15 protein-coding genes are annotated in these 18258 nt (G+C 61.9%); 9 read left to right on the plus strand and 6 right to left on the minus strand.

What is annotated here, in order from left to right:
- Nucleotides 1-5: 5 nt before the first annotated feature.
- A complete protein-coding gene (locus QWE_RS14495; protein ID WP_006726899.1) occupies nt 6-464 on the plus strand; it encodes an NfeD family protein in 459 nt (152 codons plus the stop codon).
- A gap of 6 nt (nt 465-470) precedes the next feature.
- Here the strand turns inward: QWE_RS14495 and QWE_RS14500 are convergent, their stop codons facing one another.
- Nucleotides 471-1466, minus strand: coding sequence for a KpsF/GutQ family sugar-phosphate isomerase (locus QWE_RS14500; protein ID WP_006726900.1), 996 nt, complete (start codon nt 1464-1466; stop codon nt 471-473).
- A 154-nt stretch (nt 1467-1620) separates the two neighbouring features.
- Between QWE_RS14500 and QWE_RS14505 the strand changes: the two genes are divergently transcribed.
- Nucleotides 1621-3156 (plus strand): outer membrane beta-barrel protein, encoded by a 1536-nt coding sequence (locus tag QWE_RS14505; protein WP_006726901.1) that lies wholly within the window; start codon nt 1621-1623, stop codon nt 3154-3156.
- A gap of 23 nt (nt 3157-3179) precedes the next feature.
- On the opposite strand, the gene galU is transcribed toward QWE_RS14505, so the two are convergent.
- Nucleotides 3180-4067, minus strand: a complete 888-nt coding sequence (gene galU / locus QWE_RS14510) for a UTP--glucose-1-phosphate uridylyltransferase GalU (RefSeq protein ID WP_006726902.1) — start codon at nt 4065-4067, stop codon at nt 3180-3182.
- A 195-nt stretch (nt 4068-4262) separates the two neighbouring features.
- Between galU and QWE_RS14515 the strand changes: the two genes are divergently transcribed.
- Together QWE_RS14515 and QWE_RS14520 are read left to right on the plus strand one after the other, a co-directional pair.
- Nucleotides 4263-5474 carry a lytic murein transglycosylase gene (locus QWE_RS14515; protein WP_006726903.1) on the plus strand — a complete coding sequence of 404 codons (1212 nt, stop codon included), beginning with the start codon at nt 4263-4265 and terminating at the stop codon, nt 5472-5474.
- Nucleotides 5475-5584: 110 nt separating this feature from the next.
- The gene (locus QWE_RS14520; protein WP_006726904.1) at nt 5585-6805 is read left to right on the plus strand and encodes an SGNH/GDSL hydrolase family protein; all 1221 of its coding nucleotides are present in this window, start codon (nt 5585-5587) and stop codon (nt 6803-6805) included.
- A gap of 74 nt (nt 6806-6879) precedes the next feature.
- On the opposite strand, the gene QWE_RS14525 is transcribed toward QWE_RS14520, so the two are convergent.
- Genes QWE_RS14525 through gltB form a run of 3 tightly spaced genes read right to left on the minus strand, consistent with a single transcriptional unit; the run spans nt 6880 to nt 13386 of the window.
- Nucleotides 6880-8334, minus strand: a complete 1455-nt coding sequence (locus tag QWE_RS14525) for a glutamate synthase subunit beta (protein ID WP_006726905.1) — start codon at nt 8332-8334, stop codon at nt 6880-6882.
- A 37-nt stretch (nt 8335-8371) separates the two neighbouring features.
- Nucleotides 8372-8614 carry a hypothetical protein gene (locus QWE_RS24455; RefSeq protein WP_006726906.1) on the minus strand — a complete coding sequence of 81 codons (243 nt, stop codon included), beginning with the start codon at nt 8612-8614 and terminating at the stop codon, nt 8372-8374.
- A gap of 53 nt (nt 8615-8667) precedes the next feature.
- Entirely contained in the window at nt 8668-13386 is a 4719-nt protein-coding gene (gene gltB, locus QWE_RS14535; protein ID WP_006726907.1) for a glutamate synthase large subunit, read from the minus strand.
- Between the two features lie 414 nt (nt 13387-13800).
- Between gltB and QWE_RS14540 the strand changes: the two genes are divergently transcribed.
- The 5 genes from QWE_RS14540 to QWE_RS14560 all read left to right on the plus strand — a co-directional run bounded on the left by QWE_RS14540 (nt 13801) and on the right by QWE_RS14560 (nt 17646).
- Nucleotides 13801-14847 carry a threonine aldolase family protein gene (locus QWE_RS14540; protein ID WP_006726908.1) on the plus strand — a complete coding sequence of 349 codons (1047 nt, stop codon included), beginning with the start codon at nt 13801-13803 and terminating at the stop codon, nt 14845-14847.
- A 145-nt stretch (nt 14848-14992) separates the two neighbouring features.
- A complete protein-coding gene (locus QWE_RS14545) occupies nt 14993-15295 on the plus strand; it encodes a BufA1 family periplasmic bufferin-type metallophore (RefSeq protein ID WP_006726909.1) in 303 nt (100 codons plus the stop codon).
- 101 nt (nt 15296-15396) lie between these two features.
- On the plus strand, nt 15397-16281 hold the full coding sequence (gene bufB / locus QWE_RS14550; RefSeq protein ID WP_083872929.1) for an MNIO family bufferin maturase: 885 nt from the start codon (nt 15397-15399) through the stop codon (nt 16279-16281).
- Nucleotides 16271-17050: an HvfC/BufC N-terminal domain-containing protein gene (locus tag QWE_RS14555; protein ID WP_040300313.1), complete on the plus strand. Its 780-nt coding sequence runs from the start codon at nt 16271-16273 to the stop codon at nt 17048-17050. Before bufB ends, QWE_RS14555 begins: the two co-directional genes overlap by 11 nt.
- Nucleotides 17047-17646 carry a DoxX family protein gene (locus QWE_RS14560; protein WP_006726912.1) on the plus strand — a complete coding sequence of 200 codons (600 nt, stop codon included), beginning with the start codon at nt 17047-17049 and terminating at the stop codon, nt 17644-17646. The genes QWE_RS14555 and QWE_RS14560 overlap by 4 nt, the downstream gene beginning before the upstream one ends.
- 27 nt (nt 17647-17673) lie before the next feature.
- Here the strand turns inward: QWE_RS14560 and QWE_RS14565 are convergent, their stop codons facing one another.
- Nucleotides 17674-18144 carry an Hsp20 family protein gene (locus QWE_RS14565; protein WP_006726913.1) on the minus strand — a complete coding sequence of 157 codons (471 nt, stop codon included), beginning with the start codon at nt 18142-18144 and terminating at the stop codon, nt 17674-17676.
- Nucleotides 18145-18258 lie beyond the last annotated feature (114 nt).

Raw genomic sequence — 18258 nt, forward strand, 5'->3', positions numbered from 1 at the left:
CCACCATGCTGGCGCGCATCATCGCCGAACTCGGTCCCTGGAGCTGGTGGGTCCTCGGCATGCTGCTGCTTGCGGCCGAACTGGTCATGCCCGGCGTCTTCCTGGTCTGGATCGGCCTTGGCGCAATCCTGACAGGTGTTTTGTCTTTGCTGCTCTGGGATGCAGGCTTCTGGTCGTGGCAAATCCAGTCGCTAGTTTTCGCCGCCAGCGCCGTCGCCTTCACGCTTGCCGGTCGCCGTCTTTTCACCCGCCTCGAAACATCAAGCGACGAACCACTTCTCAATCAGCGCGGTGCAAGCCTCGTCGGCCGCACCGCGGTGTTGGCCGAGCCGATTCGCGAGGGCCGCGGCCGCATCCGATTGGATGACACCTTCTGGCTGGTCTCCGGCCCGGACCTGCCCGGTGGCGCTCGCGTGCGGATTGTTTCCAGCGATGGTCGCGATCTGACAGTGGAAGAGGCTTGAGTCCCCTCAGGCGACGCCGATCCGCAGCAGATCGTGGAAGTGGATGAGGCCGACGGGCGTGTTGTCGTCGTCGACGACGATCAGTGCACCAATGCCATGTTTGTTGATCATCGCTGCGGCCGTTGTCGCGAGCGCATCGCCCTTGATGACCTTGGGATTGCGGGTCATCACGTCATCGACGTTCAGAATCGACAGATCCCGCGCGAGATTGCGGGCCATGTCGCCTTCCGTCACGATGCCGCAGAGCTTGCCGGCACCGTCCACGATCCCCACGCAACCAAAATGCTTGTGCGACAAGGTCTTGACCGCCTCGGGCATGGGCGTGCCGAGCGCCACCAGCGGCAGGCGATCGCCGGTATGCATGATGTCGCGCACATGAGTGAGTGCCGCACCGAGCTTGCCGCCCGGATGGAAGGTACGGAAGTCCGACGGCGAAAACCCGCGGGCTTCGAGAAGCGCAATCGCAATCGCATCGCCGATGGCAAGCTGCAGCACTGCCGAAGTCGTCGGCGCGAGCCCGTGCGGGCAGGCCTCCTGAACCTTCGGCATCAGAAGCACGACATCCGCATTGCGGGCGAGCGTAGAGTTTTCGCCGGCCGTGATGGCAATCAGCGGGATCGAAAAACGGCGGGAGAAGCTGAGAATACCCTGCAGTTCGGTCGTTTCGCCACCCCAGGAGATCGCGAGGATCGCATCATCCTGCGCGATCATGCCGAGATCGCCGTGATTGGCTTCGGACGGATGAACGAAGAAGGCGGGCGTGCCGGTCGAGGCGAAGGTGGCGGCGATCTTCGAACCGATATGGCCACTCTTGCCGACACCGGTGACAATCACGCGACCGCCGATCCCGCCGATCGTTTTGACCGCGTTGCAGAAGGGAGCTGCGAGCGGCCCGGCCAAGGCCTCTTCGAGGACACGAAGCCCCTCCCGCTCGGTCGACACGACCCTCAGAGCGGATGCGGTGGCACTGGCTTCAACGAGATTGACTGCGCGCTTGATCATGGCGTCCCATACTGCGTTTGTCGGCTGCTGTAAATTCTTGTGGCGTATGCCGCCCCTGCGGCAAAGCGTGGCCGTTCGCCAAAGACCGCCGAAACCAATCATTAACCACCAGGCTTTACGATTGGGTAAGCATTACAGATCGCCGGGCGCAAGCATGACTTCAGTCGAAAATCGGGACACGCGCGGCGCAGGCCGCCTGGGACTGCGCGCTTTCGCCAGCGTCCTTGCGCTGTCGGCGCTCGTGCACCCCTCGGCGCTCGCCGCCCAAGAGACACGCCCCACGGCGCAATTCCCTGGAGGCACGTCGGCAAGCAGCACGCAGACACCTGGAATCGGCCCCGAAGGCATCGCGACGCGCGCGAGCGAGATGTCGACATCAGCCCCCGCAGTAGCGACCGATCCGACCACGACGGCCACGATCGCGCCGAACAGCTTCGCCATGGAACCGCTTGCGGATTCCGATACCCTGCCGCTGGACGACGACATCGGTCGCCAGAACCTGCGCGAGACCCGGCTCGACGACCCGACGGCCGCCCGCATTCGCCGCGATGCGCTGGACGCCGAAGACGGCATCGGCATTCGCCTCGGCAGCATGATCCTTCGACCGTCGATCAGCCAGAAACTGGGGACCGAGCGGGAGAAATCCGGAGACGTCAAAACCAACCGCACATTCTCGGAAACCGGGCTGAAGGGTACTTTGACCTCGGACTGGTCGAGACATGAGCTGAATGTCGGTGCAGAAGGGGCCTGGCAGGAAACGCTGTCAGGCACGGAGAACGACAAGCCCCGTGCCAACATCGACGCGCGCCTGCGTCTCGATCTCGCCGACGACACCATTGCCACACTTTCCGGATCTTACAATTTCAGCCGCGAGGATAGCGACGACCCGAACGCCGTATCCGGCGCCAGGGTCCAGTCCGGCGTCAACCAGTTCGGAACGGGCCTATCGATCGAACGCGACTTCGGCGTGATCCGTGGCTCGATCGCGGGCGATATCACCCGATTTCAGTATTCCGATGCCAAGCTTTCCAATGGCCGCGTCCTCGAACGCAGTGACCGTGACCGCAATCGCTACACGGTCAGCAGCAGGCTTGGATACGAGATCTCGCCTGCTCTCACACCCTTCATAGAGGGCACGATCGGGCAGATAGACTATGACGAAGCCGTTGATTCATCCGGATACCGGCGCTCGGCGGACCTCTATGGCGCCAAGGCCGGGGTGGCCGTCGATCTCGGAGAGAAGCTGCGCGGCGAAATCGCCCTCGGCTACGAGCACCAGACCTTCGAGGACGCGCGCCTGGCGGAACTGTCAGCGATGACGGTGGATGGCAACATCTTCTGGTCGCCGCGCGACGGTACCAGCATCGATCTCTTGCTCGACACGAGCATCGATCCATCGACCACGGCCGGCATCAACGGCGCCACGATCCATCGTGTCACCGCCGCTCTCTCCCATGACCTGCGCACCAATCTCGTGGCGCGCCTGACCGGCGGGACGACCTTCACCAACTATGACGGGACTGCGAGTGCCAGCGATACCACAGCTTATCTCGCGGGCGCCGGTCTGACCTGGAAGGTCAACCGCTACCTCGATGCGACGGCGGATCTCACTTACGAGCGCACCAACTACAAGACCGGCAGCGACAATAGCACGGTGACGGCGTTGGTGGGCCTGACCGCCAAGCGCTGAACCCGGCGGTCAGGGATTTCATTTCACTTCAGCGCGGCGAGCAGCGCCTTCAGCTCGTCCTCGATGGCCGGACGAATGTCGGCGCGTTCGATGGCAAAGGCGACATTGGCCAGGATGAAGCCATCCTTGGAACCGCAGTCGAAGGTCTGGCCCTTGAAGTGATAACCGGCAAACGGCTGGTCATTGGCGAGCTTCAGCATGCCATCGGTCAGCTGGATCTCGTTGCCGGCGCCACGCTCCTGGGTCGACAGGATATCGAAGATCTCGGGCTGCAGGATATAGCGGCCGTTGATGAAGAAGTTGGACGGTGCAGTGCCCTTTGCCGGCTTTTCAATCATCTGGGTGATCGTGAAGCCGCCTTCGAGCGCCTCACCAACGCCAACGATGCCGTATTTGTGAGCCTGTTCGGGCGCGCATTCCTCGACCGCCACGATATTGCCACCGGTTTTCTCATAAAGTTCGACCATGCCCTTGAGGCAGGCCTTTTCGCCGCGCATAATCATGTCAGGCAAGAGGAGAGCGAAAGGTTCATGCCCGACGATGTCGCGGGCGCACCAGACGGCGTGGCCGAGGCCGAGCGGTTCCTGCTGGCGGGTGAAGCTGGTCTGGCCAGCTGTCGGCTGCAGTGAATCGAGAAGCGAGAGTTCGGCGTTCTTGTTACGGGCCTTCAGGGTCTGTTCGAGTTCGAACTGAATGTCGAAATAGTCCTCGATGACCGCCTTGCCGCGGCCGGTTACGAAGACAAAATGCTCGATCCCGGCTTCGATGGCCTCGTCGACCACATACTGGATGACCGGCTTGTCGACGACGGTGAGCATTTCTTTAGGAACCGCCTTGGTGGCGGGGAGAAAACGCGTACCGAGACCGGCGACGGGAAAAACGGCTTTACGGAGCTTTTTGGTCTTAACCACTCATTCCTCCTCGAGGATCTAAATCGATTAACGTCTTCATAACGCGGTCACGCCCAGTAACATACAATTGCTTCAAAATGGCAAAGACAAAGCTTGGGCAGACAACGTGGTAAAGGGTTTGTTGACTGAACAGCATTAACCTGTGGTGAACAGCCTTGTTCCGGCTGCCAACTCGAGAATGCACGGGAGATGCCCATGAAAAGACACCGCCCCAGCCTGCTCGGCGCCATTGCGCTGACGCTGACAACAGCGCTCATCCCCATGGAAGCCTTCGCAGACGCCGGTTTCCAGAAGTGGATCCGCGACTTTTATCCGGTCGCCGCCAAGGAAGGCATTACCGAGCGGACCTATCGTCAGGCGTTCAACGGCGTGACCGAGCCAGACCAGTTCGTCCTGGAAAAGGCTGCCTACCAGCCGGAGTTCAAGTCCCAGATCTGGGATTATCTCGACAGCCGCGTGAACCCCTTTACCGTCAAGGTCGGCCAGGAGATGCTGGCCAAGCACGGCGGCCTGCTTACAGCCTTGGAAAATCACTTCGGCGTCGACAAGCATGTGCTCTTGGCGATCTGGTCGATGGAATCGAATTACGGTGCTGCCCTCGAGCGGCCGGACCGTCTGCACAACGTTCCGCGTTCGCTCGCCACCCTCGCTTACGCCGACCGCAAGCGCGCAAAATTTGCCCGCACACAGCTGATTGCAGCGCTCAAGATGCTGCAGAACGGCGACGTGACCAACAAGAACCTGATGGGCTCCTGGGCCGGCGCGATGGGGCACACCCAGTTCATTCCGACGAGCTACCTGCTCTACGGCATTGACGCCGACGGCAACGGCACCAAGGACATCTGGCATTCGATCCCGGACGCCCTCGCCACCGCCGCGAACCTGCTGGCCAAGAATGGCTGGCAGACCGGCCGGACCTGGGGTTATGAAATCGTGGTGCCGAACGGCGGCCATAAGTATTCTGGCCAGACCAAGACGGTCGCCCAGTGGCAGGCGCTCGGCTTTGCCCGCCCGACAGGCAAGGGGTTCCGCAACGGCAGCGAACGCGCCGAACTCAAGATGCTGGGCGGACAGAATGGACCGGGCTTCCTGATGACCAAGAACTTCTTCGTCATCAAGCGCTACAACGCCGCCGACAGTTACGCCCTCGGCGTCGGACTGCTGGCGGACGAGATCGCCGGCTACGGCGGCATGAAGCAGCGCTGGCCGCGTCCGAATGGCTCGCTGGACGTCAAGGAAAAGTTCGAACTGCAGACCCGTCTGCAGGCGCTCGGCTACTATGATGGCAAGATCGACGGCAATTTCGGCTCGGGCTCGAAGGCGGCAATCACTGCCATCCAGCAGCGTCTCGGCATGTCCGTCGACGGCGAGCCGTCACGCGTCCTGCTCGACAAGCTGCGCAACTGATCACGGTCCGCGGCCAGCGCACCTGTTGACTTGGCATCCGCCGCGCTCCACAAACAGGAGAGCGCGGCGGATGCGTTTTGAGCCCGCCGCAATCACCCATGGAGTGTGACTTGACGAGCCCGCGCGGAACCTTTGCCCGCCTCATGACGCTCGGTCTGGCGCTGGCAGTCGTCGCGACCGCCTTCATCAGCACGTCTGCGCAAGCCCAGCAGCCGGAACGCCGTCGCAATCTCCTCGATATGCTCTTCGGCGAACGCCAGCCGACCTATGTGCCACCGCAAAACGTGCAGCGGCCGCGGGAAACCAAGACACGCAAGAATACCAGCGGCAGCGTGACCACGATCAACACCCGACCGCAATCGACCCGCGCGGTCGCAGCCCCCCCGCCGCCGCCCAAGCTCGACAATGCAAAGACTGTCCTCGTCCTCGGTGACTTCGTGGCCAGTTCCCTCGGCGACGGATTGAAGACTGCCTTCGAGGACTCACCCGGCGTCGTCGTGGAAAACCGCGCCAACGGGTCCTCCGGTCTGGTGCGTGACGATTTCTACGATTGGCCGGGCCAGTTGCCGGCACTCGTCAGCGATGTCAAACCGAGCGTCGTGGTCATCCAGATCGGCGCCAACGATCGCCAGCAGCTCGTGACGCCAACGGGCCGGCTCGACTTTCGGACCGATCCCTGGTTCGCGGCCTATGGCGACCGGGTCGCACGCCTGGCCAGCGTTGCCGCAGAAACCCGCGTGCCCGTCATATGGGTTGGGCTGCCAGCCTTCCGCCCGCAAAACATGACGGCGGACGCCCTGCGGCTCAACACCATCTATCGATCGAGCATCGAGAAGGTGAATGGCGAATTCGTCGATATCTGGGAAGGCTTTGTCGATCAGGAAGGACGCTTCATCGTCACCGGCTCCGATATCAACGGCCAACCGGTGCGCCTGCGCGGCAATGACGGCATCGGCTTTACCGGCCCCGGCAAACGCAAGCTCGCCTTCTATGTCGAAAAATCAGTGCGCCGCTATCTCGGCGACATGACGAGCCCGGATCTCGTCCGCCTCGATGCCAGCAATCTGCCCGAGCTGGTGACCCTGTCACCATCGGAGAACAAGGCGATCGTCACCACCCCGCCGATCGATCTCTTTGACCCGGAACTCGACGGCGCCGACGAACTGCTCGGTGGCACTGTCCCGGCATCCTCGACCTTCCCGACGCCGCGCGACCAGCTCGTCCAGAACGGCCGCCTGCCGGATCCGCCAGTCGGAAGGGTGGACTACGTGAAGCGCGCAGGCGAGGTGGCGCCGACAACGTCTTCCGCGCCGGCAAGCGCGACACCCTGATCCTTCCTCTACGTCAAACGCAAAAGGGGCCGCTCGAAAGCGGCCCCTCATTCATTTCGGCAACCGGCCCAGGATCAACGCGGCAGGACGCTCTCGCCCATCAGCGCCTCATCGATAGCGCGGGCAGCCTGACGGCCCTCGCGGATCGCCCAGACGACCAGCGACTGGCCGCGACGGGCGTCACCGGCGACCCAGAGCTTGTCGATCGAAGAACGGTAGTCCTTGTCGTTGGCAACGATATTGGTCGAACCGCGGCGGTCGGTGTTGAGCTCGAGCTTGCCGTCGAGTTCCTTCAGCACGCTGTCGGTGAACGGGCCGGAGAAGCCAATGGCGATGAAGGCGAGATCGGCCTTGATGATGAACTCGGTGCCCGGGATCGGCTTGCGACGCTCATCGACCTGGCAGCACTTCACGCCGGTCAGCACGCCGTCTTCGCCGACGAATTCGAGCGTCGCCACCTGGAATTCGCGGTTGGCACCTTCGGCCTGGCTGGACGAGGTGCGCATCTTGGTCGCCCAGAAGGGCCAGACGGCGAGCTTGTCTTCCGTCTGCGGCGGACGCGGACGGATGTCGAGCTGGGTCACCTTGACAGCGCCCTGGCGGAAGGCCGTGCCGACGCAGTCAGACGCCGTATCACCGCCGCCGACGACGACGACATGCTTGCCGCCGGCAAGGATCGGATCGGCAGGCCAGCCGACGCTGTCGATGTTTTCGCGGCCAACGCGGCGGTTCTGCTGTACGAGATACGGCATGGCATCGTGGACGCCGTGGAACTCGACACCGGGAATGCCGGCCTCGCGCGGCGTTTCCGAACCACCGCAATAGAGGACTGCGTCGTAATCCGCGCGCAACTTCTCGACGGTCACGTCGACGCCGACATTGACACCGCAATGAAAGGTGACGTTTTCGCCCTGCATCTGCTCGACGCGACGATCGATGAAGTTCTTCTCCATCTTGAAGTCTGGAATGCCGTAGCGCAGCAGACCACCAGGCTTGGTTTCGCGCTCGTAGACATGCACCTCGTGGCCGGCGCGGCCGAGCTGCTGGGCCGCGGCGAGACCAGAGGGACCGGAGCCGATGATCGCGACCTTCTTGCCGGTATGGATCGTTGCCGGCTGCGGCACGATGAAGCCGAGTTCATAGGCTTTGTCGGCAATCGCCTGCTCGACAGTCTTGATCGCAACCGGCGTGTCCTCGAGGTTCAGCGTGCAGGCTTCCTCGCAAGGAGCCGGGCAGACGCGACCGGTGAATTCCGGGAAATTGTTCGTCGAGTGGAGGTTGCGGATCGCCTCCTCCCACTTGTTGTTGTAGACGAGGTCGTTCCAATCAGGGATCTGATTGTGCACCGGACAGCCGGTCGGACCGTGGCAATAGGGAATGCCGCAATCCATGCAGCGCGCCGCCTGCTTCGTCACCTCGGCATCCGACATGGGGATCGTGAATTCGCGGAAATGGCGGATGCGGTCGGAGGCCGGCTGATACTTCGCCACCTGCCGGTCGATTTCCATGAAACCTGTAACCTTGCCCATGTCTACTTTCCTCAATCTCCGCCGCTATCGCAGCTCGTTACTCGAAAGGCTGCACCGTCTCCGGCCAGGTTCCATTTGCCCATTCAACAAATGGATTGAACCTGGCTGCCATCGCATCCCGCGCTTCGCGTTCGGCAGGATGGATTGTGATCGTGCCATCCCTTTCCTGGCGAATGATGATCTTGTCCCCTTCAAGGAAGAAGTCATCGGGAATAGCAACGAGACGACGGTTGTCCTTTCTGATGATTTGGCCTTCGTGTTCTTTCGATACTGGACCCATCGGCGCCTCCATCCTGAGTTGAATACTCATAACAGAAGGCGCCGATAGTTAAATCACTCCGCAGCCACGCCCATGCGCATGCGTTCCATTTCCTCAAGCGCACGGCGGTATTCGACCGGCATGACCTTGCGGAACTTCGGACGATATTCGGCCCAGCTGTCGAGGATCTGCTTGGCGCGGTTCGAGCCCGTGTAGTGCAGATGGTTCGAGATCAGCTGGTAGAGGCGTTCCTCGTCGTGGCGGGTCATGTCGCCGGAGACGTCAACGAGGCCCTTGTGCATGAGGTCGCCACCGTGGTGGTGCAGCTTCTCCAGCATGTCGTCCTCTTCCGGAACCGGCTCGAGTTCGACCATGGCCATGTTGCAGCGCTTGGCGAAGTCACCGCTCTCGTCGAGCACGTAAGCCACACCGCCCGACATGCCGGCCGCAAAGTTGCGGCCCGTTTCGCCAAGCACGACGACGACGCCGCCAGTCATGTATTCGCAGCCGTGGTCACCCACGCCCTCGACGACGGCGATCGCACCCGAGTTGCGGACAGCGAAACGTTCGCCGGCCACGCCGCGGAAATAGCATTCGCCCGAGATCGCACCGTAGAGAACGGTGTTGCCGACGATGATCGAGTTCTCCGCGACGATCCGGGCATTCTCCGGCGGACGCACCACGATGCGACCACCCGAGAGGCCCTTGCCGACATAGTCATTGCCATCGCCCACCAGGTCGAAGGTGATGCCACGCGACAGGAAGGCACCGAAGGACTGACCGGCCGTACCGTTCAGCGTGACGTGGATGGTGTCATCCTTCAGGCCCTTGTGGCCGTAGCGCTTGGCGACTTCGCCCGACAGCATGGCACCGGCCGAGCGGTCGACATTCTTGATATCGACGTCGAAGACGACAGGCTGCTTGCTTTCCAGCGCCGGCATGGCCTTCTCGATCAGCTTGCGATCGAGAATGTCGATGATCGGGTGGTTCTGGCGCTCGGTCCAGTAGGTGGCGGACTTCGGCGCCTCGACCTTGTGGAAGATCTTCGAGAAGTCGAGCCCCTTGGCCTTCCAATGGGCGAGCATCTCGTCCTTTTCGAGCAGCTCCGAAGCGCCGATGATCTCGTCGAGCTTGGTGACGCCAAGCGACGCCAGAATCTCCCGCACTTCTTCGGCGACAAAGAAGAAGTAGTTGATCACATGCTCGGGCGTGCCCTTGAAACGCTTGCGCAGGACCGGATCCTGGGTGGCGACGCCAACCGGGCAGGTGTTGAGATGGCACTTGCGCATCATGATGCAGCCGGCCGCAATCAGCGGAGCCGTCGCAAAGCCGAATTCGTCGGCACCCAGCAGCGCACCGATAATGACGTCACGGCCAGTCTTCAGACCGCCGTCGACCTGCAGCGCGATGCGCGAACGCAGACCGTTCAGCACCAGCGTCTGCTGTGTCTCGGCAAGACCGATTTCCCATGGGCTACCCGCATGCTTCAGCGAGGTGAGCGGCGACGCGCCCGTGCCACCGTCGAAACCCGAGACCGTGATATGGTCGGCGCGTGCCTTGGCGACACCGGCAGCAACCGTGCCGACGCCGACCTCCGAGACGAGCTTGACCGAGATGTCGGCAACCGGGTTGACGTTCTTCAGGTCGTAGATCAGCTGCGCCAGATCTTCGATCGAATAGATGTCGTGGTGCGGCGGCGGCGAGATGAGGCCGACGCCCGGGGTCGAGTGACGGGTCTTGGCAACCGTCGCATCGACCTTGTGGCCCGGCAGCTGGCCGCCTTCGCCGGGCTTTGCACCCTGCGCGACCTTGATCTGCAGCACGTCGGCATTGACCAGGTATTCGGTGGTCACACCGAAGCGGCCTGACGCGATCTGCTTGATCGCCGAACGCTCGGGGTTCGATGAACCGTCAGCGAGCGGCAGGTAACGATCGCTCTCTTCCCCGCCCTCACCCGTGTTCGACTTGCCGCCGATCTTGTTCATGGCAACCGCGAGCGTCGTATGCGCCTCGCGGCTGATCGAGCCGAAGGACATGGCACCGGTCGAGAAGCGCTTGACGATATCGACAGCAGGCTCGACCTCGTCGATCGATACAGGCTTGCGTCCGAGGTCTTCGGCCTTCTTGATCTTGAACAGGCCGCGGATGGTGTTCATCCGGAGATTGCTGTCATTCACCATTTCGGCGAATTCGCGGTATCGGTCCTGGCTGTTGCCGCGCACGGCATGCTGCAGGGATGCGATCGAATCAGGGCTCCAGGCATGGTTTTCGCCACGCATGCGGTAGGCATACTCACCGCCGACATCGAGCGTGCTAGCGAGAACCGGATCCTTGCCGAAGGCCGAGAGGTGACGGGTGACAGTTTCCTCAGCGATCTCCTCGAGGCCAATGCCCTCGATGGTCGTCGCGGTACCGAAGAAATACTTGTCGACCAGTTCGGACGAGAGACCGATCGCGTCGAAGATCTGCGCGCCGCAATAGGACTGGTAGGTCGAGATGCCCATCTTGGACATGACCTTCAGAATGCCCTTACCGACAGCCTTGATGTAGCGGTAGACGACTTCGTCTTCCGACACTTCCTTGGGGAATTCGCCATGCTTGTGCATGTCGAGCAGCGTGTCGAAGGCGAGATAAGGGTTGATCGCCTCGGCGCCGAAGCCCGCGAGACAGCAGAAATGATGCACTTCACGCGGCTCGCCGGATTCCACCACGAGGCCGACCGAGGTGCGCAGACCCTTGCGGATCAGGTGGTGATGGACGGCAGCGGTCGCCAGAAGAGCCGGAATGGCGATCCGATCGGGGCCGATCTGACGGTCAGAGAGCACGATGATGTTGTAGCCACCGCGCACGGCCGCTTCCGCCCGCTCACACAACCGATCGAGCATTTCCGGCATGCCTTCGGCACCACGGCTGACATCATAGGTGAAGTCGAGCGTCTTCGTATCGAAGCGATCCTCGACATGACCGATCGAGCGGATCTTTTCCAGATCGCCATTGGTCAGGATCGGCTGGCGCACTTCCATACGCTTGGCATTCGCCATGCCTTCATGGTCGAGGATGTTCGGGCGCGGACCGATGAACGAGACGAGGCTCATGACGAGCTCTTCGCGGATCGGATCGATCGGCGGGTTGGTGACCTGGGCGAAGTTCTGCTTGAAATAGGTGTAGAGCAGCTTCGACTTCGTCGACATCGCCGAGATCGGCGTATCGGTCCCCATCGAGCCGATCGCTTCCTGACCGGTGGTGGCCATCGGCGACATCAGAAGCTTGGTGTCTTCGGTGGTGTAGCCGAAGGCCTGCTGGCGATCGAGGAGCGACACATCGCGGCGAAGCGCGCGCGGCTCTACCGGCTTCAGGTCTTCGAGGATCAGCTGGGTGCGATCCAGCCACTCGCGATACGGATGGCTCTTGGCAAGGCTCGACTTCACCTCTTCGTCCGAGATGATGCGACCTTCCGCCATGTCGATAAGCAACATCTTGCCCGGCTGCAAACGCCACTTCTTGACGATGCGCTCTTCCGGCACCGGCAGAGTACCGGCTTCGGAAGCCAGGATGACGCGATCGTCGTCAGTCACCAGATAACGGGCCGGACGCAGGCCGTTGCGGTCGAGCGTCGCGCCGATCTGGCGACCATCGGTGAAGCAGACGGCAGCGGGGCCATCCCACGGCTCCATGAGAGCGGCGTGATACTCATAGAAGGCCTTCCGTTCAGGGCTCATCAGCTGGTTGCCTGCCCAGGCTTCCGGGATCAGCATCATCACGGCATGCGCGAGAGAATAACCGCCGCGCTGCAGGAATTCGAGTGCGTTGTCGAAACAGGCAGTGTCCGACTGGCCTTCGTAGGAGATCGGCCAGAGCTTGGAGATGTCATCACCGAACAGCGGCGAGGACACGGACGCCTGACGCGCCGCCATCCAGTTGACGTTGCCGCGCAGCGTGTTGATTTCGCCGTTATGGGCGACCATGCGGTAGGGGTGCGCAAGCTTCCACGACGGGAAGGTGTTGGTCGAGAAGCGCTGGTGCACGAGGGCAACGGCCGACTCGAAGCGCGGATCGGCCAGATCCTTGTAATAGGCGCCAACCTGATAGGCGAGGAACATGCCCTTGTAGACGATCGTCGAGGACGACAGCGACACGGGATAGAAGCCGGTTTCCTGGCCGCCATACTGATCGTAGATGCGGTTGGAGATCACCTTGCGCAGCAGGAACAGGCGACGCTCGAAGGCGTCCTGGGTTGCGGCATCACGACCAGCACCGATGAAGACCTGGATCTGCCGCGGCTCGGTTGCAGCAATCTCGGGCGCTTTGGACAGCGACGAGTTGTCGACCGGCACGTCGCGATAGCCGAGCAAGCGCTGACCTTCGGACTGACAGACCTCGGCGATCACCTGCTTAAAATGCGCGATCTGCTGTTCGTCCTGCGGGAAGAAGAAGTGACCGACGGCATATTCGCCCGCCTTCGGCAGCGTGACACCCTGGGCGGCCATCTCTTCGCGGAAGAAGCGATCGGGGATCTGCACGAGAATGCCCGCGCCATCGCCCATCAACGGGTCTGCGCCGACGGCGCCGCGATGGGTGAGGTTCTCCAGGATGAACAGGCCGTCCTTGACGATCTGATGCGACTTCTGCCCCTTCATATGGGCGATGAAGCCGACGCCACAGGCATCGTGTTCGTTTTTCGGATCGTAAAGACCCTGCTTCGGAGGCAGACCGGCGCGCGCGATCGCCATCTCGGCGACTGCTTCCGCATTGGCGGACCGCATGATCTCTTCGGATGACGGAACCTTCGTCATGACCTTTACCTCCGTTGAAGCCGGACTGGCCGGGCTGATTGGACCCATTTCAGGCACCGATGGGCGCCAGCGACGGCCACCCAATCCTACGCGGATCGCTTGACCACCCCATGACGCCCGAAAACGCATCGCCTTCGAAACCGGAATTAGGTCAACTAATCTGACCTAATTTCTGTTGTTCCTATGACAGAAAGTAAACGCTCATGCAAGAGATGCCCAGGAAAATTAACCGGGCAAAGGATGCGAAATTACGACACAGAGGCAGAGCGCGAAATTTTATTACGTCAACCATCTAAGCCACATCACCTTCTTGCGGAGTTGACATTCTTTGTCGGCCCTGCGTCCGGGCCGGATTGATAGCGATGCGGAAAGCGTTAAAGTCCTTCTGATCATCTCCCGCCTCAGGATAATGCCATGCACTTCGCTTCAGACAACTGGTCCGGCGCCCATCCCAGGATCGCCGAAAGCCTCACCCGCCATGCCCAGGGCTTCGCCTCCGCCTATGGCACGAGCGACCTGGACAAGGCAGTGGAAGACCAGTTCAGCACCATTTTTGAACGCGAGGTTGCCGTCTTCTTCGTGGCAACCGGCACCGCTGCCAATTCGCTGGCGCTCGCAAGCGTCGCCAAGGCCGGAGGCGTCAGCTTCTGTCACGCCGATGCCCACGTCAATGCAGACGAAGGCGGCGCGCCGGAGTTCCTGACCAGCGGTACCCGGCTCTTCGGCGTCGAGGGCGCCGAAGGCAGGATCGACCCACAGGCACTGGAGGCCGCGATAGCCCGCTTCGAGCCAGCCTCTCCCCATCATGGTCGCGCCATGGCCGTCACCGTCACCCAGGCGACGGAAGTCGGAACGGTCTACACGCTCGAAGAGCTCGACAGGATCGCGGCGATCGCGAAGGCGCGTGACCTGCCGCTGCACATGGATGGCGCGCGATTCGCCAATGCCCTCGTCGCACTTGATGCAACGCCGGCAGAGATGACCTGGAAGCGCGGGGTCGACATTCTCTCCTTCGGCGGCACCAAGAACGGCTGCTGGTGTGCCGAAGCCATCGTCTTCTTCGATCCCGAAATGGCGGCCGACATGCCCTTCATCCGCAAGCGTTCCGCCCAGCTCTTTTCCAAGAGCCGCTTCATCTCGGCCCAGCTCGAGGCCTATCTCGACGGCAACCTCTGGCTGGATCTCGCGGGCCATTCGAATGCCATGGCCGACCGCCTGCGATCGGGTCTCGCAGCGAAGAACACCGCTCGCCTTGCCTGGGACACCACAGCGAACGAGGTCTTTGCCGTCATCGAAAAATCCTCTGCCGAACGTGCCCGTGCCAAGGGGGCGAAATTCCATGAATGGCAGCCCCCGCACGGATGGCTTCCCTTGCCGGCCGAGAACGAGGTCCTAGTTAGACTGGTGACGAGCTTTGCAACGACAGTAGAAGACGTAGATCAATTCTTAGAAGTCGTCTGAGCCCAAGGTTTCTTACAAATAAATCGCGCACGTTTTACACAAAAAACCTTGATTTTTCAAAGACACGACTCCTCGACATGATGCGTTTGCCAGCCCCGTTGAGGGCTTCAACGACACCACGCATCACGATCCGAGGAGACATTTCATGACCAAGACCACCATCAATACGGCCGCGCTCGCCGCCGCCGTCACCATGGCCATCGGCAGCGCCGCCCTTCTGTCCGGCCCGGCCGTCGCCCAGGAAAAGGAAAAGTGCTTCGGCGTTTCCATGGCCGGCAAGAACGATTGCGCCGCCGGCCCCGGCACCACCTGCGCCGGCACATCCAAGGTCGATTATCAGGGCAATGCCTGGACCTATGTCGCCAAGGGCACCTGCACCGCGATGGCGCTTCCGGATGGCCGTATGGGATCGCTCGAAGCCCTCGACCGCGACCTTCCGAAGGCTTGAGACAGCACGGCACCTGCGGCTCGTCCGCAGGTGCCGTCCCGCTTTCCTTTCCAGGACGAACGCTTGAGGAGCCGGCCGTGTCTGCCCACCCCGCCTTAGAGATCACCAACCGTCACGGCACTGCCGCCCGCCTCCCCTGCCGTGCAGGCGCAGGCTTCAAGCCTCAGCATGCCGACGCAATCCTCGCGGATGATTTCCGCATAGGCTTTCTCGAAGTCCATGCCGAAAACTACATGGGCGCCGGCGGGCATCCACACCGCATCCTAACCCGCATGCGCGAGGACTTCCCGCTTTCGATCCACGGCGTCGGTCTTTCCATCGGCAGCCCGACCGGCCTCGACCCCAAGCATCTCCTCCGCCTGAAGACCGTCGTCGACCGCTACCAACCGGAACAGGTCTCCGAACATTTGGCATGGTCGACCCATGACAGCCAATTTCTCAACGACCTGCTGCCGGTCCCTTATGACCAGGCAACCCTCGACAGGGTCTGCGACCACATCGATCAGGTCCAGGAGGCGCTTGGCCGCCGGATGCTCCTGGAAAATCCTTCGACCTATCTCGGCTTCGAAGCCTCGACCATGTCGGAGACGGATTTCATCCGGGCGATCGCCCGTCGCACCGGCTGCGGCCTGCTGCTCGACATCAACAACGTCCATGTCTCCGCCACCAATCACGGCTATGGCGCCCGCGACTATCTCGCCGATTTCCCCCTCCTCTGCGTCGAAGAGATCCATCTGGCCGGCCATGCCGAAGATATTGATGATGCCGGTCTGCCGCTCCTCATCGATAGCCATGACCGCCCGGTGGACGATCTCGTCTGGGATCTCTACGCCCATGTCATCGGCAGGCTCGGCCCCCTGCCCACCTTGATCGAGTGGGACAACGAAGTGCCCGACTGGCACGTTCTCAAACGAGAGGCGCAATTGGCCGAGGCGATCCTCGACCGCCATGTCGCGGCCGATCTGGGACTTCTCCATGCGTCCTGACCCAGTCTCCAGCGGCGCCTTCGCCGAAGCGCTCTTCGCACCGGACCTGCCTTCGCCGGAAGGACTGACAGGTCGCGGAGAGACGCGACCGCAACGCCGCTTCTCGGTCTACCGCAACAATGTCACCGTCTCGCTGGTCGATGCCCTCGCTTCGATATTCCCAACCGTTCAGAACCTCGTCGGCGAAGACTTCTTCCGCGCCATGGCGCGCCTCTACGTGGCCGCGCATCCGCCAACATCTCCGCTGCTCTTTAGCTATGGAGAAAGCTTTCCGGCTTTCCTGGAGGGCTTCCCGCCGGCGGCGGACCTGCCCTTCCTCGCAGATGTCGCCCGCGTCGAGCGCCTCTGGCTCGATGCCTATCACGCAGCGGACGCAGCCCCGCTCGATCCGGCAGCGCTTGGAGAGATTTCCGCCGAACAGCTCGCCAGCATCCGGCTCCAACCTCATCCGGCCACCCGCATGATCCGACTGCGACACGCAGCCGGCACCATCTGCAGCCTTGACCGAGCCGGCATGCCGCTTGACGGCGTGAACCCACTTCTGCCTGAGGCCGTTCTCATCACACGTCCCGCCTTCGATGTTTCGATCGAAATCCTGTCCTCGGGCGGGGCTGCCTTCTTCGAAAAACTTCTCGATGGCCATGCGCTCGGAGACGCGTGTCTAGGAGCCGCGGAAGAAGCAGCGGACATCTCTGCCCTCATAAGCCTCGCCCTGACATCGGGCGCCTTCACCGCCATCGAAAGCCCCGAGGAAAGCACCAGTCCATGACAATGATCGTCTTGCTCATCGAATTCTACCGCAGCACGATCCGTCGGATGGAGCCCATGCTCGACCGTTGGTTGCTCGGGCTCTTCGCGCGCTTCGTCTTCCTGGCGGTGCTGGTGCCCTATTACATCAACTCGGCCCTGACCAAGTTCGACGGTCCCTTTTCGATTGCCGACGGCGCCTATTACCAAATCGCCCTGCCGGCCGTGGACGCAGCCGGCGGCGATGTCTCGGCCGTATCCTTCTTCCCCTGGGGCTTAATGGTCTTCGTCGGCTCCTATGGCGAAATCATTCTGCCGCTGCTCGTGGTCGCGGGTCTCTTAACCCGCATCGCCGCCCTTGGCATGATCGCCTTCATCGTGGTGCAGAGCTTGACGGACATCCTCGTCCACAGTGTCGATGCCGGCACGATCGGTGCCTTGTTCGACCGTTTTCCCGACAGCGTCATCCTCGATCAGCGACTGCTCTGGAGCTTCCCGCTGGCCTACCTTGTCGTAAAGGGAGCGGGGCTGCTCTCCCTCGACAAGCTGCTTTGCACAATCTGGACCCGGCGGATGGCTGGGCATGAAAAAGGCGGCCGGCTTTCGCCGACCGCCTGACTGGGAGGCAGTTCGTCAGGGAAACGATCAGTTTACATGCGCCTCGATCGCCTTCGGCGCGCTGCCGAGGGGTTCTGCGGCAATCGCGATCCGGCGGGGCTTCATCGCTTCAGGAATGTTGCGCAAGAGATCGATGTGCAAAAGGCCATTCTTCAGCGATGCGGCGGTGACTTCCACATGGTCGGCAAGCTGGAAGCGGCGCTCGAAGGCGCGCTTGGCGATGCCGCGATAGAGGAATTCGCTCTGCTCGACCTTCTCGTCTTCGACCTTTTCACCCTTAACGGTCAGCACATGCGCATGCGCCTCGATCGAAAGCTCGCTTTCGTCGAAGCCGGCGACGGCCATGGTGATCCGGTAAAGATTCTCGCCGGTGCGTTCGATGTTGTAGGGCGGATAGCTCTGCGCCTGCTCCGGCTGACCGAGGCTGTCCAGCATGGTGAACAGGCGATCGAAACCGACGGTGGAACGGTAGAGCGGGGAAAAATCGACGTGACGCATTGTGTCCTCCTTGAAGCGACGTTGGCGTTCTCTTGGGGCCGCTCGCATCCCGCTTGGGGCGATGCTGGCGGCGGTCCGCGGACCCTTCTGGCGTCCGCAGGTCCGATGTGGGAA

Origin of the sequence: Agrobacterium albertimagni AOL15 (assembly GCF_000300855.1) — a bacterium.
GTDB classification, from domain to species: Bacteria; Pseudomonadota; Alphaproteobacteria; order Rhizobiales; family Rhizobiaceae; genus Allorhizobium; species Allorhizobium albertimagni.